Consider the following 20,413-nt stretch of genomic DNA (forward strand, 5'->3'; position numbering starts at 1 on the left):
CCTGTAGGAGCGAGCATGCTCGCGATGGACGTCAACGATAACGCAGGATGCCAGATACCGCGCGGCGATCTCGGGTTCATCGCGAGCGAGCTCGCTCCTACAGTGAAATCGAACATTGACCAGACAACAAAAACAATCGGACACCCACGGGAAGTCCGCCTGGAGAACCACAATGAGCCTCAATGCACTGGAGGCGGGCGTGAGCCCGTCCGTTAGCCACGACACCGAAAAAGCCCTGGTCAGCAAAGTCGCCTGGCGCCTGATGCCGCTGATCATGGTCTGCTACCTGTTCGCGTTTTTCGACCGCATCAACATCAGCTTCGCCAAGTTCCAGTTGCAGACCGATTTGAGCCTGAGCGACACCGCGTATGGCCTCGGTGCCGGGTTGTTCGTGGTCGGCTATGTGATCTTCGAAGTGCCGAGCAACATGATGCTGTACAAGGTCGGTGCCCGGCGCTGGATCGCCCGGATCATGATGTCCTGGGGGCTGGCCACGGCAGCCATGGTGTTCGTCAACAGCGAATGGCAGTTCTACGTGCTGCGCTTCGTAATCGGCGCGATGGAGGCGGGGTTCGCCCCGGGCGTGCTGTATTACCTGACCCTGTGGTTCCCGCAGCACTATCGCGGGCGCATCACCTCTATGCTGTTCCTGTCGTCGGCGTTCGCCGGCCTGGTGGGCGCGCCGTTCTCGGGCCTGGTGCTGCAACACCTCGACGGCGTGCTGCAAATGCGTGGCTGGCACTGGCTGTTCCTGCTCGGCGGCGTGCCGTGCATCGGCCTCGGTCTGCTGGTGTTGACCCTGCTCAAGGACCGCATCGAAGACGCCCATTGGCTGACGCCTTCGGAGAAGACCCTGCTGGCCAGCCGCATCGCCCAGCATGAGCCGCACAAGAGCGGCGGTTCGCTGCTCGCCGCCCTGCGGATCCCGGGCTTCCTGACCTTGGGGCTGATCTATTTCCTGATTCAGGTGGCGTCCTACGGCTTGAATTTCTGGGCGCCGCAACTGATCCGCAGCGCCGGCACTGAAAGTCCGGTGATGATCGGCTTGCTGACGGCCATCCCGTACATCTGTGGCGCCATCAGCATGGTGGTGATCGGACGCCTGTCCGATGCTTCCGGCGAGCGGCGCAAGTATGTCGCCGGTCTGGTGGCGGTCGGCGCGGTCGGGTTCTTCTGTGCGGGGATCTTCGCCAGTCACACGACCTTCCTGATTGTCGCATTGGGCCTGCTTGGTGCCGGGATCATCGCCTCCATCCCGAGCTTCTGGACCCTGCCGCCGAAACTGCTGGCCGGGGCCGGTGCGGGGGCCGCCGGGGGGATCGCGGTGATCAACACCCTGGGCCAGTTCGGCGGCATCGTCAGCCCGGTGATGGTCGGCCGGATCAAGGACCTGACCGGCAGCACCACGCCGGCGCTGTATGTCATTGGTGTTTGTGCGCTGATTGCCGTAGCGCTGTTGCTGTGGGGGTTGCCGCAGAAGTTGCGGACACTCGACAAGGCCTGATGCCATAGACCGCCTTCGCGAGCAAGCCCGCTCCCACAGGAACCGCGTACCTCCCTGTGGGAGCGGGCTTGCTCGCGAAGGCGGCCAGGAGAACACCCTGGCATCGTCGGTTGCCCCATCAACCCGCCGTCACCAATCCTTTGGCCGGTGCATCAAAAAATTGAATCAACACCACCCCGGCCATCAACAGCACCACCCCGAACACCCTGGGCAAGCTGATCGGCCGCTCCATCAACCCGAACCAGCCGAAGTGATCCAGCAACAACGACGCCACCACTTGGCCCGCCAGCGCCAACGCCATGAACCCTGCGGCACCGAGTTTGGGTAGCAGCACCAATGCCAGGGAAATAAAACACACCCCAAAGGCGCCACCGGCCCACATCCAGAGTGGCGCCTGGCTGATGAATGCCAGCGACGGCAACGGTAAACGCATCGCAACGATGATCGGCAACAACACCACGACGCTCACCAGCAACGAGGCGAGCGTCGCCCACAACGGATGACCCAGGCCGCGTCCAAGGTTGACGTTGATTGCGCTCTGAAACGGCACCACCGCCCCGGCGAAGGCGGCCAGCAGCAACCAACCGGCCCAATGCAACGTACTCATGATCAATCTCCAACAGGTTTTGCTGGACTCTAGGGTATTCGTCGCGCAGATTTAAATTCCGTTTTGTTATCCAGAACATGCAGCAAATGAATGATCTGCGACGTATCGACCTCAATTTGCTGGTGATCCTCGACGCCTTGCTCAGCGAGCAACACGTGACCCGGGCGGCCGAGCGTCTGCACTTGAGCCAGCCGGCGGTCAGTCATGCGCTGGCGCGGTTGCGCGACCTGCTGGGCGATCCGCTGCTGGTGCGCGCCGGGGCCGGCCTTGTCGCGACGCCGCGAGCGCTGGAACTGGTGGCACCGCTGGCCGAAGCCCTGGCCCAGGTGCAAGCCCTGCTGGCGCCCAATGCCTTCGATCCCGCGACCGCCCAGCGTACATTCCGCCTGGCGATGTCCGACTATGGCGCCGCCATTGTCCTGCCGGGACTAATCCGTACGTTGCGTCACGAAGCGCCGGGCATCGACCTGCAAATCAGCCACGGCAGCCGCGAAGGCATGCTCGACGGGGTGCTCAACGGTGACCTTGATGTCGCCGTCGGTGTGTTCCCGGAAATGCCCAATGACTTGCGCAGCACCCCTCTGTTCGAAGAGCACTACGCCTGCCTGGTGGATCGCAAAAGCTTGCCCGCAGGCGGCGTGCTCGACCTGTCCACCTATCTGGCACGGCCTCACGTCCTGCTGGAGATGCGCGGCAGCGGCACCCCGGAAATCGAGCGCGCCCTGACCGCCCTGCGCGAACGCCGCCGCGTCGCCATCAGCCTGCCGCACTGGAGCGTGGCCCCGGAACTCATCAGCGGCACCGACCTGATCCTCACCGTCGCGTCCCGGGGCTTGCGCGATATCGATGAGCAATCACTGATGGTCGTGCCACCACCGTTTCACATCCCGTCGTTCACCTTCGTACAGGTCTGGCACAAGCGGCGGGGCGGGGATCAGGCGTTGCACTGGTTGAATGAGCGGATCATGCAGGGGACCCACCGTTGACTGATTTCTGTCGCGATCAGGCAGTCGGCGGCCGAGGACCTGATATAGACTGACGACCATTCACCAGACGGTTCAAAAGGACTCCCCATGACCCCATCGTTGCTAATGGCCGTGCTGGCCTCGGGTTTTATCTACGGCATCACCCCGGGGCCGGGTGTGCTGGCGGTGTTCGGCATTGGCGCGGCCCACGGGCGTCGGGCCGGGGCGGGGTTTCTGTGCGGGCATTTGCTCGGCGATGTGGTCTGGTGCAGCACGGCGCTGATCGCGATTGTCGGTGCGCGGGAGATCGGCAGTACCGCGTTCGACGTGCTCGGTGTGCTCAGCGGCCTGTACCTGTTCTGGCTCGGCTGGCGTGCGGTGCGCGCGCGGCGCAGTAGCGCTGATGCGCCGCAAGGCCCGGCGCGGCAGCCGTTCTGGCACGGCATCCTGTTTGGCCTGACCAATCCCAAGGCCTATCCGGTAGCAGTGGCGACGTTCACGGCGCTGTTGTCGAGCCGTGCGGAACTGCTCCACTGGTCAATGCTGCCGACACTGATTGGCCTGAGTTTCGTTGGCGGATTGCTCGCCTACGCTATTCTCATCGGCATTGTCGGTGCACGGCGAGTGCGCACCTTGTACCAGCGTCATGAACTGGCAATCACCCGGTTGTGCGGGGTAATGTTCATCGGATTTGCCATCAATGCGCTGGTCCATGCGTTGCCGGGGCTGATGCCGAACAAGGCTTGAATGTGATCACAAGGATGCAAGGCCGACGGGGCAGGGATGATTGATGAGCGCTGCATTATCGGGACACCCACGCCGAACCATGGAAAACCGGAATTCCGCGCCATTGGCGAGCTATATCGATCTGTTGCTGGACGCCGTCTGTGCGGTGGATAAACAGGGCCGCTTCGTCTTTGTCAGTGCCGCGTGCGAGCGCATATTCGGCTACAGCGCCGATGAGATGATCGGCCAGCCAATGATCGACATGGTGCACCCCGGTGATCGCCAGCGTACCCTCGACGCCGCCCGGGAAATCATGGGCGGCGAACCCAAGCTCAACTTCGAAAACCGCTACCTGCGCAAGGATGGCAGCGTGGTGCACATCCTCTGGTCGGCACGCTGGTCCGAGGTCGATCAGCTGCGCATCGCGGTGGCGCGCGACATCACCGAACGCAAGCAGGCCGAATCCCGGCAGGCCGCGCTGTACGCGATTTCCGAAGCGGCCCATGCGGCAGAGGACCTGCTGGCGTTGTTCAAGCGTATCCACCTGATCATCGGCGAATGGCTGCCGGCACTGAATTTTTCCGTGGCGCTGTACGACGAGCACTGCGCAGAACTGAACTTCCCTTATCACGTCGATGACCACGAGCCACAGCCTGAACAACCCGGAACCATGACCGGGCGCCTGTGCGCCGAAGTGATCCGCACAGGGCAACCGATCCTGCTGACCCCGGACCAGATCACACCGCCTGCCGGCTTCGAAGTGCTGGTGACAGAGCAGAACGCAACCTGCTGGCTGGGTGTGCCGCTGAACTCGCAAAACGGCACCATCGGCGCGTTGATCGTCAAAAGCATTCCCGGCGGCGAGCGCTACACCGAGCAAGACAAGGAATTGCTGCAATACGTCTGCGCCCAGGTCGCGACCGCCATCGAGCGCAAACAACTGCACGCCCGCCTGCAACACATGGCCCAGTACGACCAGCTGACCCAGCTGCCCAACCGTGAGCTGCTGCGCGACCGGCTCAAGGCATCACTGCAATTGGCCCGTGAGGACGACGGGTACATGGCGCTGCTGTACGTCGACCTCGACCGCTTCAAGCAAGTCAATGACACCCATGGCCACGCGGTTGGCGACATGCTGCTGCAAGCGGTGGCCAACCGGCTCAAGGGCTGCGTGCGGGAAACCGACACCGTGGCGCGCATTGGCGGCGATGAGTTCGTGGTGCTGCTGCACAGCATTCACGCCTCGGAAGACACCGATATCGTGGTCGAAAAAGTTCGTCAGGTCCTGGCCCAGCCGCTGCGTCTGGACGGGCATAACCTGAGCATCCAGCCAAGTATCGGCGTCGCCCGATACCCCGATCACGGTACCGAAGAGAAACAGTTGTTCCGGCATGCCGACGAGGCGATGTACTGCGCCAAACGCGAGCATCACCTGCGACTGGTCTGACCGCCGGGCACCGTTCGTCGTGGTACCCATGCAATTTTCTAAACCTTTTGTGACGCGCAAATTCAGATTCTTTGCGGGCGCAAGCTCGCCGCGATCATCACCAAGAGGAAGAGAATCATGCCTAATTCAAGAAACTCGAACTCGGGAAACTTTACCAACGATCGAACGAAGGCTTCCGAAGCGGGTCGCAAGGGTGGGAAAACCACCACCACGACCGTCGATAAAGACCCGGCGAAACCCGACATGGGCCGCAAGGGCGGTCAGAAATCCCGCTAAAGGATGCCGGTGGTTTTGATTGAGAGGCGGGGGCGAAAGCTCCCGTTTGAATTGGAAAAAGGAGGGCGCGACCATGAACCGCATGGCCACCCGATTATGCAATGCCAGTTTAGCCACGTTACTGGGCCTGTTAGCCAGCAGCGCTTTTGCCCAGTCGCCCGCCGAGTTCATCGACGAGGCCTCGGCACAAGGGATCGCCGATATTGAAGCGAGCCGCCTGGCGCATCAGAAATCCGAGTCCAGGGAAGTCAAGGACTACACCATCATCGTCATCAACGACCGCACCACGGCGAACCAGCACCTGGCGAAAATCGCCAAACAACTGGATTTGCCGGTGGCCCCGCGCGAGGAAATTGTCGAAAAGGCCAAAGCCCTGATGCCGCAAGTCATGGATGGGGCGACATACGATGAGGCCTACACAGCCAGTCAGGTGAAGACCACGCAGGAAGCCATCGATCAGTTGCAGCAGGAAGCGCAGACCACCGACGTGCCGCAAATCAAGGCGTTCGCCGAAGAAACCCTGCCAAAATTGCAAATTCATCTGCAGATGGCCAAGGCGTTGCAGGCGAGGAGTTGAGCGTCAGCAGGTCAAGGGCAATCTCAACGCACTCCACCAAAAGTCGGGATAGGGCAATGCCTTCCAGTCGAGGTATCGTAGCGATCCGGTTGCTGGCCTCGGCCAGGACGACACACCGACAGGAGAACGCAATGAGTTGGTCCGCCAAGCAGTACGTCGCTTTTGAAGATGAACGCACCCGTCCCGCCCGTGACCTGCTGGCGGCCGTCCCCGCCGGGGACGTGCGCTCGGCCATCGATATCGGTTGCGGTCCCGGTAACTCCACCGAGCTGCTGGTCGAGCGTTTTGCCAACGCCACGGTGCGCGGGCTGGACAGTTCGACCGACATGATCGAGGCCGCGCGCAAACGCCTGCCGCAGGTGCAGTTCGATGTGGCCGACATCGATACCTGGAACGACAGCGGCCCGTTCGACGTGATTTTCGCCAACGCGGTATTGCAGTGGCTGCCCGATCACGGGACGTTGTTGCCGTCGCTGGTGAGCAAGCTTGCGCCCGGAGGCAGTCTGGCCATCCAGATGCCTGACAACCTGAATCAGCACTCGCACCGTTTGATGCGTGAAGTCGCCGCTGATGGCCCATGGGCCAGCAAACTGGCAGGCGCCGCCGGGCAGCGCACCGAGATGGCCGATGCCAGCGGTTACTACTCGATACTCAAGGCCTGTTGCACCCGCGTCGATGTGTGGCGCACCACCTACCATCATCCCCTCACGGGCGGTGCGTCTGGCGTGGTGGAGTGGTTCAAGGGTAGTGGTTTGCGGCCGTTCCTCGATCCGCTGGACGAGGCGGAGCGGGCGCAGTATCTGAAGCAGTATCAGGCGGCTATCGAGCAGGCGTATCCGGCCTTGGCCGATGGTTCGGTACTGTTGCCGTTTCCGCGGCTGTTTATCGTCGCAACCCGCTGATACAAAAAAGGGGCAGTTGATGAGCGTCATCTGTCCCTTTTTTTGCCGCTTGGAAAAATCACTGAGGCGTATTTTTTTTCGAGCGTCGGGCGCTCAAGTATTCAAAGGCAAACGAGGCAAAGCCGAACAACCCGATCAATGAAATGATCATGATTCCCAACTCTGAATTGTGCATGTTGATCTCGGGGGCAAAGGGTGAGCCGGGAGAATAAGGGATCAACTGCCGGGCTCAACGTCGCTCTACGGTTTCTTTATTCGCTTGCGGTGATCTATACGCAAAAGATATGAGCGTCTAGGTGGCAGGGTCACATTCAGCGCTGAACACCGACCCACTGTTTTGAGTCATATCAGGGGCTCCGGTCAGTTCACTCGATCACGTCAACTTCCACCAATGCCCACGTACAGCCTGCGTACTTTGGGTTGGCTGCATGCAGGGTAACGCTGCTGGCCGAGGGGAAGGGCGCACCGTCTTCGACGAGCGTCTCGAAATGCCCCTCGATGGCTTGTTGAACCATGGCTATCGCATCTTCCAGATCTTCACCAGCGCTATAACAACCAGGCACATCCGGGACTTCCACGCCCCACGCATGTTCGTCGTCGCCCATGGAAATCGCAATCGGGTAAAACATGTTCATGGTCCTGCGTGAACACAGCGGGTGGGGTTATGAATCCCGAAGGGCGCCCCCGAAAGGCGCCGGGTGGACTGTCAGGCGGGTTCTGCATCCATGCGTCGAGCGATGACGTCCAGCACATCGCATCCATCGCGCAATGGCACGCAGCAGAGCAATGCGAAGTCGCTGAGGACCACGGTGTCGGAGGTCAGGTCGCCACGCATCGCGAGGTTTTCAAGGAGCTGGGTGACGGCTCGAATTCTGTAACTGGCGGTGCTGAGCAGGGAGTGCAGGGGTTGGGTGGTGTTGACGTATAGCGAGGGGAGGTCGTCGGCGTTGCTGGTTAAAGCCATGAATTCTTTCATGAGTGATTCCTTGAATTGAAGTGAACTACCACTCAGTGTCGCCAAACAAAAGGTGGTAGCTGTACGCAGGTTGGCGAACCGGGACAAGGCAAACCGGCAGACCCGAAGGTCTCCCACGCACAGCCACCATAAACAGGTAGCCAAGTGCGTTCAGAAACGCTCCGAGACAGCTCGGAGGTTCCTATGCTTTGCCATCAAGTCGCCAAACCCGATACGCCATTTGGGCGCGCTCGGACTATAGGCCTCGTGGCAAAAGCACAGCAATGCGTGAGTGTACGGACAATTCCCAGTGTCGTGTAGGACGCGGCCTTTTTGACGGTTGTGCTCGCTCCCGGTCCAGGATGGCAATGGGGACGTTGTTATCTTGAGCCGGGTAAAAACATGAGTGAGTCATTGATGACGCCAGAAGAGATGGCTATAGAGAAAGCCGCTTTTGAGTTCGCCCGAGAGAATCGGACGTCTTTGGCTCGGCAGATCGCGGACACTGCTGCGTACTTCAGCGAAGAAACGCCATTTACGGTGTTCATGGCTGGCTCTCCCGGAGCTGGCAAGACAGAGGTATCCAAAGCCATGGCCGAGGATTTGGACGAGCGGAACATGAGCCTTCACGCCAAGCGTGTGCTTCGTATAGACCCTGACGATTTCAGAAATCTGATTCCCGGTTATGCCGGAGGTAACTCGTACTTGTTTCAGCGTGCGGTTACCAAAATTCTGGAAAGAGTCCTGGACCGGGCATTTGAAAAACGCCTCTCGTTTATTCTGGATGGGACAATGGCCAACCTGAGCTGTTAACAGAGGCATGAAATCAATGAGTACAGCCAAGGCACAAAAAAACCAGTGCGTTGACTGATTTTTTTTCTAACACTCCAGCCGAAGCAAGGCGAGAGATCTTGATGGGCGTGATTAGCAAGGCTAATGCCTCTCAACGTGATGTCGTGCAGAAAGCAGAAGCTATAAAAGCTGCTAAGGCCGCTGCTCCGACGGGCTGATCTTTCATCACAGCGCCAATTCAAAGCCCTGCTCAATGCTGGGCTTTTCAGCATATGACTTCCTGGTGAATCCACCTTCGTTCAGTCAGATCGTTACCAGACCGTACATCGGTCTGTGCTACCCAGATCCCGGGCATAAAAAAACCGGCCATCAAGGCCGGTTTTTTCTGTGTCTATATCCCCCGTCAAAACCATCCTGACGTGAGACTGAATTCGATTGGAGCGGGTGAAGGGAATCGAACCCTCGTTATCAGCTTGGGAAGCTGGAGTAATGCCATTATACGACACCCGCTCAGAGCGCTGACTTTGTACCAGATACGGCCGGCGATTTGAAGTTTTTCTTTACGTGGGGCGGGTTTAACGCGGATTTATCGACAACGCATGGCGCCCGTGACGGTCGATCGCGGGCAAGCCTCGCGCCTGTGCAATACGTTTAACGCAGCAGGGCGGGGCTTGCTCGCGATGACGCTACTTCAGCTTGCCAATGCATGGTGTTCCTGGACGTTGTGGTAACGCGGTCGGCTTTCGTGTTGCGACGGTTTCAGGAAACCCATCAGTGCGTTGCGGCTGTCTCGGCAGGCGGCCTTGTGCTCCATGTCGAGGAAGTGGCCGGTGGCCTGAAGGGTGCTGAACGTGCTGTGTTGCACGTGGCTGGCGAACAACCGGGCGTCGTCGGCGGCGGTGTATTCGTCCCATTCGCCGTTGAGGAACAGCACCGGCACATCGATTTTTTTCGCCGCGTGCAGGTAGCACTGGCGGTCGCTGTGCAGCACGTCGTTGATGTGGAAGTGCATCTGCCCGTACTCATGCTCGGCCAGGGAGCTGACGTGGCGGTAGTTGAAACGCTTGAACAGCGACGGCAGGTGTTTGCCGATGGTGTCGTTGACCAGGTGCCCGACCCGGTCGCGGTCCAGGTTGCCGAGGTGTTCGACTCCGCGCTCGAGGTAGTCGAGCATGTGTGCGTTGATCACCGGGGAGAACGAGCTGATCACGGCCTTTTCGATGCGCCGTGGCCGTTGTGACAACGCCATCATGGTCGCGGCGCCGCCCCAGGAAAACGACAGGACGTGCTCGGCGGCGAAGTGGTCGATCAGCTCCAGCAGGATCTGCCCTTCGATTTCCTTGGTGAGCATTTTTTCATGCAGGTTGTGGGCTTTTGACCGGCCCGCGTAGGGCTGGTCGTAGCAGACGACGTTGAACTGCGGATGGAGGTTTTTCACGGTTTGTGCAAACGACGCAGTCGTGGCCATCGAGCCGTTGACCAGAATAATGGTCTTCTCTGCGGCGTCTGCGCGATAGAACTCCGTGTAAACCCGGTACTGACCCTGTATATCCAGCACAGCGATTTCTGGCCTCATGTCATAAGACTCCTGGCAAGCGGGTATGCGCGCAAATGAGATTGCACGAGCTTTGTGACAGGTAGGCATATGCCTTGGAATTTGCAGGCCCATGTCGATCCATTGCAGTCCGGTCGACGGGTATTGTTATTGGCGGGCAGTCTGCCGGGTGAGGCCGGAACCCATGGGTTCCTACCGGCAAAAAGTTTCTTGGAAGTATGTGGTGACTCATCGGTCACATTTCGGCCGACGTCCTGATTCAAGCAGGGGTCACATCATTGCGCAAGTGCCGTTGGTAAATTGTTCGACAACTTTCTGCTGAGCGGTCTGGCGCTTAGATCGATCCGATCTCTTCGTCGGTCAGCGGGCGGTATTCGCCCGGTTTCAACGCGTCATCGAGCACCAGCGGCCCCATGCGTTCGCGGTGCAGGCGCAGCACCTTGTTGTCGAAGTGGCCGAACATGCGCTTCACCTGGTGATAACGGCCTTCGACGATGCTCAGGCGTGCCGATTTCGGCCCGAGCCGCTCTAGCCCGGCCGGTTGCGTGGTGAGGTCTTCGAAGGCGAAGTACAGCCCTTCACTGAATTTGATCGCGTATTCGGGGCCGATGTCCTGCTCGGTTTCGACGTAATAGACCTTGGGCAGTTTGGTTTGCGGTTGGGTCAGGCGGCGCGACCAGCTGCCGTCATTGGTGATCAGCATCAGGCCGGTGGTATTGAAGTCCAGGCGGCCGGCGATGTGCAGTTCGTCCTTGTCCGGTTCACGGATCAGATCGAGCACGGTCGGGTGCTGTGGATCGCGCGTGGCGCTGACGCATCCGGCGGGCTTGTGCAGCATGAAATGGCGCAGCGGTTTGCCGGCTTGCAGCACGTCGTCGTCCACTTCGACACGGCTGAATTCACGGACTTCGCTGTGCGGGTCACTGACGACTTTTCCGTCGACCCTGACGCGTTTTTCCACCAGCAACAGGCGCACCTGCTTACGGTTGAAGCACGGCAGGTTGCTGAGGAATCGGTCGACACGCATGACTAGGGATCAGTGAAGAAAAGGGGCGCGCATCTTACTTGATCGACCCGGATGCTGCTTGCAACTGCGCCTCGACCTCGGCGCAACGCGGGCACAGGCACGAAGCGTCGCGCAGTTGCGCCGGCAGCGCCTGGAGCACTGCCGGGTCGATGCTGACGCCGTAGCACCAGCAGGCGCGGTCGGCGGTTCGCGGGTCGGCCAGGGCGCAGTCGTTGGGGGCGCCGCAGGCGGGGCAGAGATCAGGCTGGTTCATGGGCGGAGTGAGACATTTCCACGCAGGTTTGGTTACGGCCACTTTGCTTGGCCCGGTACATCGCATGATCCGCCCGTGACAGCAGGCTGTGCAAGGTGTCATCGGGCTGCAGGGTGGTGAGGCCGATGCTCACGGTCAGTTGCAAGGCCTTGTCGTTGTAGGCATAGCGCTGTTGTTCCACGTGCTGGCGAATTTTCTCGGCAATCATCAGGCCTGTCTTGCCGTCGGTGTCCTTGAGCAACACGATGAACTCTTCACCGCCCCAGCGGCAGACGATGTCGGCGTGCCGCAGGCAACTTTCCAGATCCCGGGCGAAACCGATCAGTACCTGGTCGCCGGCCAGGTGGCCGTAGGTGTCGTTCAGGGCCTTGAAGTGGTCGAGGTCCAGCAGCAGGGCGGTCAGCGGTTTGGGCTCGCGCCGGGCTTCCTGTATGGCCTGTGCGGCCAGCAGGTCGAAGCCGCGACGGTTGGGCAGTTCGGTCAGGCTGTCGAGGGTGGCCTGGGCCTGGATCCTGTCCTGAAAGCGTTTGATCACCCGGTTGAGCAGGGCCAGCACGATCAGTGTGACCAGCAGGCAGATCAGCAGGTTGAGGTACAGCGACTGGCGGATTTCACCGAGGGCGCTGTCTTCGCGTTTGTCGACGAACAGGTACCAGTTCAGTTCCGGGATAAAGCGTACGTTGAGGAAATGTCCCTGGCCCTGCACGGAATACTCATAGCTGCCGCTGTGGGGTTTGGGCAGCCGGCTGACCAGGTCTTTCATGCTGTCGAGTTCGCCGAGTTTCTGCCCGATGTGTGCACCCTGCGGACCCCCTTCGGCGCCGGTGAGCACCAGGCGCCCGAAGTTGTCGACGAAATACACGCTGCGCTGATAACGCTGCTGGTACTTGTCGATCAACTTGATCACCGCGTCGACGGTCAGGCCAACCCCGGCCGCGCCGATGAATCGGTCGTTGTAGTCGTAGACCTTGTAGTTGATGAAGAAGGTCAGGTTGTCCTTGTTGGCGAGGTCCGGGTCGACGTTGATTTCGTACGGATCCTTCATGTCCCGCACGCGAAAGTACCAGGCGTCGCGGGGTTCGGTGGCCTTGACCTGCTTGAGCACTCCCTTGGCGTGGTAGTAGGTCAGGCTGGCGTTGGAGACGAAGAACGCGGTGTAGGCGCCGTAGTGGGTCATGACCTCGTTGAGGTAGCAGGTCATCTGGTCGGAATCCTTTTCACCGTTGACCACCCAGTCGCGCATGAAGGTGTCGCGGGCCATCATCGAGGAGATCAGGATCGGCCTGACGAGGTCCTTCTGGATTTCCGAGTAGACCGTGTCCGACGTCAGCGGCAGCTCGGTGTTGACGATGTTGTCGCGGATCGATGCCCGGGAGGCGTAGTAGCTGAGAAAGGAAGTGGCGAGGAAGCCTGCGCCCAGCAACGCGACCAGCGTGAGAACCAACGAACGTTGAGAATACAGCGGCGAGCGAAGCGGCATGGCAGTTCCATTGGCAGCAATCCGATGGCATGCATTCTAAGGGTACTGCCGGGAAATAACTGCTCCATGTGCGCCGCGAATGGTCGTTCCCATGTTCCACGGAGGTTGCGCGTGGTCCTTGTGGGAGCGGGCTTGCTCGCGAAGGCGGTGGGACAGTCACTTCAATCGTGAGTGTGCTGACGCCTTCGCGAGCAAGCCCGCTCCCACAGGGGTGTGTGTTCAAGCCAGTGATTTCAGATACATCCGCCATCCGCCCAAATGACTGATGTTCACCGCGCCCTCCAACCCATGCGCCTCGCAGATAAACCCGCTTTCCCAGCGACCGTCCGCCAGTTGCACCTTGCCCAGCCCCAGTGGTGCCGCAATTGCGGTCAGGAACGAACCCAGTTCACGGCTGGGCAACTCCCAGACTTCCACCGCAATCGCCACGCCGCCTTCCTTCACGCGGACCATGCCCGGACGAAACGGCGGGCCGCCGGCCAGGGCATGGAGTTGATAGTCCGGCGAGCTGAAGGTCGTTTCCACCAACCGGGCACCGCGCTGTCTGAGTTGCCAGTTCAACGCCAACCCGTCCAGATGCGCGCCGCAGACCACCAGCCGCGCCCTATCATGGCGTGCAACCGTCACCGGTGCAGGGGCGGCCAAGCCTTGCTGACGCTGCAGGGCATCGGCCACACTCAACAGGTACTGGTCGGTAAAAGCCCGGCCAAACAACGTCACGCCCCATGGCAGGCCGTTGTCCATGAATGCGCTGGGCACGGCGACGGCGGCGTAATCGAGCAGGTTCATGAAGTTGGTGTAGTAGCCCAGTTCCGAATTGCGCAGCACCGGTTCAGCCTCGAGCTCAGCCAGCGTAACCGGGCGGCCGATGGTCGGCGTGACGACGCAATCAAGGCCTTCCAGAGCGGCATCGCACCGGGCTTTGAGCGCTTGTAGCCGGTACTGGGCGCGGAAGGTTTGCACGCCGTCGACGGCGGTTGCCTTGGCCAATACGGCGCGAATCACTGGCAACACGGCCTCGGGGTTTTGCGTCATCAACTCCCCGGCCACGCTGTAGCGCTCGGCCACCCACGGCCCCTCATAGAGCAAACGTGCGGCCTCCAGAAACGGTGACAGGTCCAGTTCCACCGCTTCGCCGCCCGAGGCCTTGAGGCGGTCGATGGCATCACCGAACAACAGCGGGCCTTCAGGGCAACCGAAAAACTGCAGGTCCTGCGCACGGGGCACGCCGAAACGGAACGGCCGTGGTGTGCCGAACGCAGAGCCGTCGTTCCACAACGGATTACCGCGGCTGTATTCGTCCCGTGGGTCGAGGCGCGCGGTGAGCGCCAGCAACTGACTGGCCTCCCGCGCCGTGGCGGTGAAGGTGGTGACGCAATCCAGCGTTCGGCAGGCCGGTACCACGCCGGCCGTCGAAATCAGGCCCTTGGTGGCTTTCATGCCGACCAGATTGTTCAATGCCGCCGGCACGCGCCCGGAGCCGGCGGTGTCGGTGCCCAGCGCAAAACTCGCGACCCCGAGCGCTACCGCCAGCGACGAGCCGGCGCTGGAACCGCCCGACGGGTATTCCGGCAACACGCTGTTGGGGCACGCGCCATAAGGTGAGCGGCTGCCGTTGAGTCCTGTGGCGAACTGGTCGAGGTTGGTCTTGCCCAGCGGAATCGCACCGAGGGCCAGCAGTTGTTCGACGATGGTTGCCGAACGTTCCGGCACGTAGGCAAATGCCGGGCACGCCGCCGTGGTCGCAATGCCCGCCAGGTCGATGTTGTCCTTGATCGCGAACGGCACGCCATACAGCGGCAGGCTGTCGGGGTCGCGACCGTCGAGGGCGGCGAGGTACGGCTCCAGTTCTTCGGCGCTGAGCAAGTGGATGAACAGGTGGTAGTCCGGGTTCAGCGCCGCGGCCTTGTCCCGCAGGACCGGCAGCAGTTGCCGGGGTGTGAGGCTGCCGTCGCGGTAGGCGCTGCGCAGGGCGTCGAGTTGCAGGTTGATGTTCATGGCATGAGTCCTTGGCAAAATGGCTTCAGTCGAGTTCCAGCACCACGACGCGCTGTCCGGCGCGTACCGCCGAGCCCGGTTGCACGCGAATCTCGCGCACCACGCCGGCCATGGGTGCAAGCAGGGGGATTTCCATCTTCATCGACTCCAGGATCACCAGCACGTCACCGGCCTCGACACGGCTGCCGGCCTCGACCCGGACCTGCCAGAGGTTGCCGGCAATGTGGCTGTCGACGCTCTGTTGATCGCTTGCCAGCGCCCCGTCTTCGGTCGCTTCCGGAGCCGGTTCCTCGCTGTCGAAGTGCGCCTGGCCGCTGGCAATCCAGCGTTCGCGTTCGGCGTTGAACGCACCTTGTTGCTGCGCACGAAAAGCGCCGATGGATTCGGCTTCCAGTGCCAGAAACGCCTGGTAATCCGCCAGGTTCAACTGACTGTGCTCGATGTTCAGGTCGAAGCGCCCGAGGGGGAAATCCCGGCGGATGCGCAGCAGTTCATCGGCGCTGACCGGGTAGAAACGGATCTGGTCGAAAAACCGCAGCAACCAAGGTTTGCCATCGAACGCGGCGACTTCGCGGTAGCGGTTCCACATCTGCAACGTACGCCCGACAAACTGATAGCCACCGGGGCCTTCCATGCCGTAGACGCACATGTAGGCGCCACCGATGCCCACCGAGTTCTCCGCGGTCCAGGTGCGCGCCGGGTTGTACTTGGTGGTCACCAGGCGATGGCGCGGGTCGAGCGGGGTGGCGACCGGTGCGCCGAGGTAGACGTCGCCCAAACCCATCACCAGATAACTGGCATCGAACACAGTGCGTTGCACTTCATCGAGGTTCGGCAGGTCGTTGATGCGGCGGATGAACTCCAGGTTGCTCGGGCACCACGGCGCGTCCTTGCGCACCGTGGTCATGTATTTCTCGATGGCCAACTGGCACGCCGGATCGTCCCAGGACAGCGGCAGATGGACGATGCGCGAGGGCACCTGCAGGTCTTTGGCGGTGCACACGGCGTCCCATTCGCCGGCAATTATGCCGAGCAGATCGGACAGCGACAGTTGTTCGGGCTGATAGTGGATTTGCAGTGAGCGGATGCCCGGCGTCAGGTCGATCACGCCGTGCAGGTGTTTGCTTTCCAGGGCCTGCATCAGGGCGTGGGCGCGGAAGCGCAGGACCAGGTCGAGTTCCGGGGCGCCGATTTCGAGCAGAAGGTGCGTATCGCCGGACAGTCTCGCGACCAGTTGTGTGTCGTCCTGCCCCAAATCCAATACCACAGGCGACACCATCCCCTGTGGGAGCGGGCTTGCTCGCGAAAGCGGTACTTCAGACACATCGATGTTGACTGACACGCTCTCTTCGCGAGCAAGCCCGCTCCCACAGTGATCCCATTTCAAGGCAAGGCTTCGCGCTGTCTTGAGGTCGACAGGGGTGAACTGCACCTTGTCCCCGGCCTTGAGCTGCCCCAGTTGCCAGAGATCCGCCTCGATCACCGTCACCGGGCACACGAACCCGCCGAGGCTCGGGCCGTCCGGGCCGAGGATGACCGGCATGTCACCGGTAAAATCCACCGCTCCGATGGCATAGGGATTGTCATGGATGTTCGACGGGTGCAAACCGGCTTCGCCGCCGTCGGCACGCACCCATTGCGGTTTCGGCCCGATCAGGCGCACGCCCGTGCGGCTGGAGTTGAAATGCACTTCCCACTGCGTGGTGAAGAAGGTGCCGATGTAGTTTTCCGTGAAGTATTCCGGGGCGCCGTGGGGGCCGTAGATCACACGAATCTGCCGAACCGCGGGCAACTCGGTGATCTGCTCTTCAGCCAGTTGTTGACCGGCACTGCGGTCATTCAGCGCCGGCAGGTGCAGCACATCACCGGCTCGCAACGCACGGCCACCGTGCCCACCAAACTGGCCGAGGGTGAAGGTGCTTTTACTGCCCAGATAATCCGGTACTTGCAGGCCGCCACGCAGGCACAGATAGCTGCGCGCGCCAGCGCCGGCAATCGTGCCGAGGCTCAAGGTGGCTCCTGCCGGAACCGTCAGGGCAGTGTTCATCGGTACGGCTTCACCATTGAGCAGCAATGGAATCTGCGCACCGGTCACCGCCACCACCGCCTCGCAATTGAAGCGCAGCAACGGCCCGCTCATGGTGATTTCCAGCGCCGCCGCGCCTTCGTCATTGCCCAGTAAACGATTGCCCAAACGCAGTGCGCGACTGTCCATCGGCCCCGAAGGCGGCACGCCGACCGCCCAGTATCCGAGGCGGCCGGGATAGTCCTGAACGCTGGTCTGGGTGCCGGCGCTGAGCACCTCGAAGGTGTTGGCCTGATAGACCAGGCCTTCCAGGCAACGGGTCCACGGCTGGCCGCTGGCGAAAGGCGCATCCAGCAGAATCTGCCGCAGGTAATCGCGGTTGGTTTCCACACCGTAGAGCAGGCTGGCGCCCAGCGCCTGATGCAGATCGGCAGACGCCTCTTCACGGGTCGGCGCCCAACTGATGACCTTGGCGATCATCGGATCGAAGTACGGCGGGATCTCGCAGCCCGCCTCGACCCAGGTGTCGATGCGCAGCCGAATGCCATCGGCCACCGGGAATTCCACGGCGGTGAGCAAGCCCGGGCTGGGTTGAAAGTCGCGACCGGGATCCTCGGCATACAAGCGCGCCTGTATCGCATGCCCCACAGGTTTCAGAGCCTGTACCAGATCGCTCAGCGGCGGCAGGTCACCGGCCGCCAATTGCACCATCCAGCGCACCAGGTCGACGCCCCATACCTGTTCCGTGACGCCGTGTTCCACCTGCAAACGGGTGTTCACTTCCAGAAAGTAGAAGCGTCGGGCATCACTGTCAAAGACGAACTCCACGGTGCCGGCGCTGCGGTAATTCACCGCCTTGGCCAGTTTGATCGCCGCCGCGCACAGTTCATCGGCCATGCCGTCGGGCAGGTTCGGCGCCGGGGTTTCCTCGAGGACTTTCTGGTTGCGCCGCTGCACCGAGCAGTCGCGCACGCCCAGGGCGATCACTTCTCCGCGACCGTCGCCGAACACCTGCACTTCCAGGTGACGGGCGCGCTGGATGTACTTTTCGATGAACACCCCGGCGTCGCTGAAATTGTTCTGGCCCAGGCGTTTAACCGCCTCGAAGGATTCGCTCAATTCGGCGGCGCTGCGGCACACGCGCATGCCGATGCCACCACCGCCGGCGGTGCTCTTGAGCATTACCGGGTAACCGATCTGTTCACCGGCCTGCAGCGCGGCATCGAGGCTGTCGAGCAACTCGGTGCCTTCGAGCATTGGCACGCCGTGTTGTTTGGCCAGGGCGCGTGCAGTGTGCTTGAGGCCGAATACGCGTAATTGTTCGGGCGTCGGGCCGATGAAGGCGATGTTGGCGGCCTCGCAGGCTTCGGCGAACGCGGCGTTTTCCGAGAGAAAACCGTAGCCGGGGTGGATCGCTGTGGCACCGCTGGTTTTGGCGATGGCGAGGATTTTATCGACCGCCAGGTAAGTGCCGGCGGCCGCGCCTTCGCCGAGGCTGTGGGCTTGGTCGGCTTGCAGGATGTGCAGGCTGGCGGCATCGGCTTCGGAGTACACGGCAACACCCTGCACTTGCAGCTCGCGCAAGGTCCGCAGGATGCGGCAGGCAATGGCGCCACGGTTGGCAATCAGGACTTTTTCGAACATGGCAAAACCCCTGGAGGGGATGCGGGCCGTCCCGCAGTTTTTCGATGAGAGCCGGGGTCGTCCCCGGCGGCAGAATCAGATTTCTTCAAGTCACCGCCGTCCCCTGTAGGAGCGAGCCTGCTCGCGATGGTCGTGAACGAATACGCGTAAAACCAGATGCCCGGCGGTGGCTTCGGGTTTTTCGCGAGCGAGCTCGCTCCTACAGGGGGTAGTGGTGTTCCTGAGGTTTCAGGCACTGCCCGGAACGGGCCTGGCACAAGGCAAACAACCAGCGGCGCAATCCCGGGAATTTCAGTTCCATACCAGCAGCTCCGCAGGGGTGGGGTTGTAGGCGTTGCACGGGTTGTTCAATTGCGGGCAGTTGGAGATCAGCACGATCACGTCCATCTCGGCCCGCAGGTCGACGTACTTGCCCGGTGCCGAGAGGCCGTCTTCGAAGGTCAGGCCGCCGTCGGCGGTGACCGGTACGTTCATGAAGAAGTTGATGTTCGGCCCGATGTCGCCCTTGCCCAGGCGACCATCGTGAACACAGGCGCGCAGGTAGTTGTCGCGGCAGGTGTGCATGTAGCGTTTCTCCAACGCATAGCGCACGGTGTTGCTCTCTTGCGCACAGGCGCCACCGAGGGTGTCGTGACGCCCGCAAGTGTCGGCGACGATGGTCAGCATCGGCTTGCCGAGGTTGGAATACAGCACGCTGCCCGTGCTCAGGTACACGCTGTTCTGCCGGCGCAGGGTACGTTGCACGTCGTAGCGTTCCTTGGGATTGGCGACGCTGTAGAACAAGGTGTCGACAGCCTGGTTGCCCTCAAGATCGAGGATGCGCAGGGTCTGGCCGGCCTTGACCTCCATCAGCCAGGGTTCGCCGGCGGGGATGGTGGCGCGATAGACGGCCGTTTCAGGCGACTGTGGAGCGGTGGCGATTGCGAGTGACATGGCAGCGATCCTCAGGCGAACAGGCGGTCGGTGTTGATGAAGCCGCGCTCGTTTTCCGGGCGCGAGGTGCGGCAGTGTTCGGCGACGCTGGCGTCGGCGTTCATCCAGCTGAGCTTCAGCGGTTTTGGTGCGTATTCCGGCGACGGGTCCATCGGGTGTTGCAGGGAGGTGAGCACCACCAGCGTGTCCATCGGCGCGTACAGCTCGATGTAGTCGCCGGCCCTGGAGTTGCCCTCGACAAAGTGAAAACGCCCGACATCGTCGACGTTCACGCGGCTGAACAGGTTGAGGGTCATCAGCAGGTCGGACAGGCCCAGCCCCCACTTGCCCAGCTCCACCAACAGGTTGTCGGTACCGTTGCGGAAGAAGCCGTTGCGCAGTTCCTGGTAGCGGCCCGCGCCGTACTTTTGCGCCACTTCTTCAGCGCAGAGCACGCCGCCCAGGCTGTCGCTCCAGCCGCAAGTGTCGGCGGTGATGGCGGCCAGTACGCGGCCCATGTCCGAGTACAGGCAATGGCCGGCGGTGAGCTTGGCGGTGTGTTGGCATTTGAGGCTGTCGGGCAGGTTCAGGCGTTCGGTTTTTTCATTGGCGTTGAGCAATGTCAGGCTGACGTTGGCGCCGCCACGCAGGTCGGTCAGGCGCAGCAATTGACCGCGCTTGAGCACGAAGGAACGATGGCCGCCGCCTGGGAGCATTTCTTCGGCGAAGGGCGGGAACAGTCGGGTCGAATCTGTCATTTTCAAAAT

General features: G+C 61.4%; 18 protein-coding genes, 1 tRNA gene and 1 pseudogene. 8 read left to right on the forward strand and 12 right to left on the reverse strand.

Features of this window, described 5'->3' with window-relative positions; all coding sequences use genetic code 11:
• Positions 1–172 precede the first annotated feature (172 nt).
• Positions 173–1,504 (forward strand): MFS transporter, encoded by a 1,332-nt coding sequence (locus ACLD1X_RS10450; protein ID WP_429367335.1) that lies wholly within the window; start codon positions 173–175, stop codon positions 1,502–1,504.
• Between the two features lie 118 nt (positions 1,505–1,622).
• On the opposite strand, the gene ACLD1X_RS10455 is transcribed toward ACLD1X_RS10450, so the two are convergent.
• Positions 1,623–2,111: a DMT family transporter gene (locus tag ACLD1X_RS10455; protein WP_429367337.1), complete on the reverse strand. Its 489-nt coding sequence runs from the start codon at positions 2,109–2,111 to the stop codon at positions 1,623–1,625.
• A gap of 86 nt (positions 2,112–2,197) precedes the next feature.
• Between ACLD1X_RS10455 and ACLD1X_RS10460 the strand changes: the two genes are divergently transcribed.
• The 6 genes from ACLD1X_RS10460 (at position 2,198) to tam (ending at position 7,004) form a co-directional block, all read left to right on the forward strand.
• A complete protein-coding gene (locus tag ACLD1X_RS10460) occupies positions 2,198–3,097 on the forward strand; it encodes a LysR family transcriptional regulator (protein WP_429367339.1) in 900 nt (299 codons plus the stop codon).
• A gap of 87 nt (positions 3,098–3,184) precedes the next feature.
• Entirely contained in the window at positions 3,185–3,823 is a 639-nt protein-coding gene (locus tag ACLD1X_RS10465; protein ID WP_429367341.1) for a LysE family translocator, read from the forward strand.
• Positions 3,824–3,902: 79 nt separating this feature from the next.
• Complete coding sequence (locus ACLD1X_RS10470) at positions 3,903–5,249, forward strand: diguanylate cyclase domain-containing protein (RefSeq protein WP_429367558.1); 1,347 nt, start codon at positions 3,903–3,905, stop codon at positions 5,247–5,249.
• 117 nt (positions 5,250–5,366) lie between these two features.
• Positions 5,367–5,525 (forward strand): KGG domain-containing protein, encoded by a 159-nt coding sequence (locus ACLD1X_RS10475; RefSeq protein WP_150727559.1) that lies wholly within the window; start codon positions 5,367–5,369, stop codon positions 5,523–5,525.
• Positions 5,526–5,598: 73 nt separating this feature from the next.
• The gene (locus ACLD1X_RS10480) at positions 5,599–6,102 is read left to right on the forward strand and encodes a DUF4142 domain-containing protein (RefSeq protein WP_429367343.1); all 504 of its coding nucleotides are present in this window, start codon (positions 5,599–5,601) and stop codon (positions 6,100–6,102) included.
• Positions 6,103–6,233: 131 nt separating this feature from the next.
• Complete coding sequence (tam, locus tag ACLD1X_RS10485; protein WP_429367345.1) at positions 6,234–7,004, forward strand: trans-aconitate 2-methyltransferase; 771 nt, start codon at positions 6,234–6,236, stop codon at positions 7,002–7,004.
• Positions 7,005–7,378: 374 nt separating this feature from the next.
• Here the strand turns inward: tam and ACLD1X_RS10490 are convergent.
• Both ACLD1X_RS10490 and ACLD1X_RS10495 read right to left on the reverse strand, forming a co-directional pair.
• A pseudogene (locus ACLD1X_RS10490) lies at positions 7,379–7,633 on the reverse strand (type II toxin-antitoxin system HicB family antitoxin); the annotation flags it as partial.
• Positions 7,634–7,710: 77 nt separating this feature from the next.
• On the reverse strand, positions 7,711–7,980 hold the full coding sequence (locus ACLD1X_RS10495) for a short-chain dehydrogenase (protein ID WP_429367347.1): 270 nt from the start codon (positions 7,978–7,980) through the stop codon (positions 7,711–7,713).
• Positions 7,981–8,361: 381 nt separating this feature from the next.
• Here ACLD1X_RS10495 and ACLD1X_RS10500 point away from each other — a divergent pair, with 381 nt between their 5' ends.
• Positions 8,362–8,772 carry a zeta toxin family protein gene (locus tag ACLD1X_RS10500; RefSeq protein ID WP_429367349.1) on the forward strand — a complete coding sequence of 137 codons (411 nt, stop codon included), beginning with the start codon at positions 8,362–8,364 and terminating at the stop codon, positions 8,770–8,772.
• A gap of 415 nt (positions 8,773–9,187) precedes the next feature.
• On the opposite strand, the gene ACLD1X_RS10505 is transcribed toward ACLD1X_RS10500, so the two are convergent.
• The 9 genes from ACLD1X_RS10505 to ACLD1X_RS10545 form a co-directional block, all read right to left on the reverse strand.
• A tRNA-Gly gene (locus ACLD1X_RS10505) sits at positions 9,188–9,261 on the reverse strand.
• A gap of 181 nt (positions 9,262–9,442) precedes the next feature.
• The gene (locus tag ACLD1X_RS10510) at positions 9,443–10,327 is read right to left on the reverse strand and encodes an alpha/beta fold hydrolase (RefSeq protein ID WP_429367351.1); all 885 of its coding nucleotides are present in this window, start codon (positions 10,325–10,327) and stop codon (positions 9,443–9,445) included.
• A gap of 313 nt (positions 10,328–10,640) precedes the next feature.
• Positions 10,641–11,333, reverse strand: a complete 693-nt coding sequence (locus tag ACLD1X_RS10515) for a pseudouridine synthase (protein ID WP_429367353.1) — start codon at positions 11,331–11,333, stop codon at positions 10,641–10,643.
• A 34-nt stretch (positions 11,334–11,367) separates the two neighbouring features.
• Positions 11,368–11,586 (reverse strand): cysteine-rich CWC family protein, encoded by a 219-nt coding sequence (locus ACLD1X_RS10520; RefSeq protein WP_429367355.1) that lies wholly within the window; start codon positions 11,584–11,586, stop codon positions 11,368–11,370.
• Positions 11,573–13,066 carry a sensor domain-containing diguanylate cyclase gene (locus ACLD1X_RS10525; RefSeq protein WP_429367357.1) on the reverse strand — a complete coding sequence of 498 codons (1,494 nt, stop codon included), beginning with the start codon at positions 13,064–13,066 and terminating at the stop codon, positions 11,573–11,575. Before ACLD1X_RS10525 ends, ACLD1X_RS10520 begins: the two co-directional genes overlap by 14 nt.
• Positions 13,067–13,285: 219 nt before the next feature.
• Positions 13,286–15,064 (reverse strand): allophanate hydrolase, encoded by a 1,779-nt coding sequence (gene atzF / locus ACLD1X_RS10530; RefSeq protein WP_429367359.1) that lies wholly within the window; start codon positions 15,062–15,064, stop codon positions 13,286–13,288.
• 25 nt (positions 15,065–15,089) lie between these two features.
• On the reverse strand, positions 15,090–18,734 hold the full coding sequence (gene uca, locus ACLD1X_RS10535) for an urea carboxylase (protein WP_429367361.1): 3,645 nt from the start codon (positions 18,732–18,734) through the stop codon (positions 15,090–15,092).
• A 291-nt stretch (positions 18,735–19,025) separates the two neighbouring features.
• Positions 19,026–19,667, reverse strand: coding sequence for an urea amidolyase associated protein UAAP2 (locus tag ACLD1X_RS10540; RefSeq protein WP_429367363.1), 642 nt, complete (start codon positions 19,665–19,667; stop codon positions 19,026–19,028).
• Between the two features lie 11 nt (positions 19,668–19,678).
• Complete coding sequence (locus tag ACLD1X_RS10545) at positions 19,679–20,404, reverse strand: urea amidolyase associated protein UAAP1 (protein WP_429367365.1); 726 nt, start codon at positions 20,402–20,404, stop codon at positions 19,679–19,681.
• Between the last annotated feature and the right edge of the window lie 9 nt (positions 20,405–20,413).

The organism is Pseudomonas sp. 18173 (assembly GCF_050432945.1).
Taxonomy (GTDB): Bacteria; Pseudomonadota; Gammaproteobacteria; order Pseudomonadales; family Pseudomonadaceae; genus Aquipseudomonas.